The sequence below is a fragment of the Tianweitania sp. genome, assembly GCF_032053605.1.
Classification (GTDB): Bacteria; Pseudomonadota; Alphaproteobacteria; order Rhizobiales; family Rhizobiaceae; genus Tianweitania.
The window spans coordinates 1-1,339 of record NZ_DAMBUH010000205.1 but is presented as its reverse complement, the minus strand read 5'-3'; the positions used below and the strand labels follow the sequence as shown (position 1 = coordinate 1,339).

Genomic DNA, 1,339 nt, shown 5'->3' with positions numbered 1-1,339 from the left:
ACAACGCCACACGGCCCCACCGGGTGCGCCGTGCTTCCTCGCGGCCGAGGGCGCGGGCGGTTTCGGGATCGAAGCGCAGACCGTTCTCGGCCATGCGGTCGACCTCGATCGACAGGCGCTCGGCGCGGGCGGCGAGTTCCGGGGCCTGGCGGGCGAGCGAGACCATCGCTTGAAGACCGTCGCGGGCATCGATGGCCAAGCCCTTCGGCCCGAGATTGTCGCGGATCCAGGTACCGACGACCGGTTCGGCTGCGCGCCACATGTTGAAGGTGGGGTCGAGCGTGCGCGCGACACCTTCCACCACCACCATGGTCTTTTGCAGAAGCACGAGTTCGGGCCGCGTCTGCATGTCGAAGATCTCCGTGATCTCGAACAGCAGCGTCAGCAGCTTGGCCATGGAAATGGTTTCCGCAGGCTGGCCGTGGATCGGCTCACCGATGGCACGGATCGCCTGCGCGAACGACGCGACGTCGTGATGATAGGGCACGTAGCCGGCTTCGAAATGAACTTCAGCCACACGGCGATAATCGCGCGTGATGAAGCCATACAGGATTTCGGCGAGGAAGCGGCGCTCCTTCTTGCCGAGCCGGCCGGTGATGCCGAAATCGACCGCAACCAGCGTGCCGTCCGCTTCCACGAACAGGTTGCCGGGATGCATGTCGGCATGGAAGAAGCCGTCGCGCAGCGTATGGCGCAGGAAGGACTGGATCAGCGTGGTGGCCAGCGCTGGCAAGTTATGGCCCGCCGCCTGCACGGCCGGAATGTCGTTGAGCTTGACGCCGTCGATCCATTCCAGCGTCAGCACGTCGCGCCCGGTGCGCTCCCAATCCACATTGGGCACGCGGAAGCCGGGATCATTGCGGGTATTTTCCGCGATCTCCGACAAAGCGGCGGCTTCGAGCCTCAGATCCATCTCGATCTTGGTGGTCTGCGCCAGGGTCTGTGCCACTTCCACCGGGCGAAGGCGGCGCGTGGCGCGGATGAAGCGCTCCTGCAACCTGGCCGCGAGAAAGAAGCTGCCGAGATCGGCCTGGAAGCGCTGGCGGATGCCGGGGCGGATGACCTTGACGGCAACCTTGCGGGCACCGAGCGGATCCATGATTTCGGCCGGATGCACCTGCGCGATGGATGCAGCAGCCACCGGCGGGTCGAGGCGCGCAAACAGGTCCGACACCGGACGGCCGAGCGAACCTTCGATCATCAGCGCGGCTTCTTCGCGCGGGAAGGTCGGCATGCGGTCCTGAAGCTGCGTCAGGTCGAGCGCGAGATCGCTGCCGACGACATCGGGGCGCGTGGCCAGAAACTGGCCGAGCTTGACATAGGACGGCCCCAGCAGCTG

Annotated in this window: 1 protein-coding gene; it reads right to left on the bottom strand. The window is 65.8% G+C overall.

All coding sequences use genetic code 11. From position 1 onward, the window contains the following. The coding region (gene ubiB / locus RTX98_RS20760; protein ID WP_312798789.1) for a 2-polyprenylphenol 6-hydroxylase at positions 1-1,339 on the bottom strand (1,339 nt) is incomplete at both ends.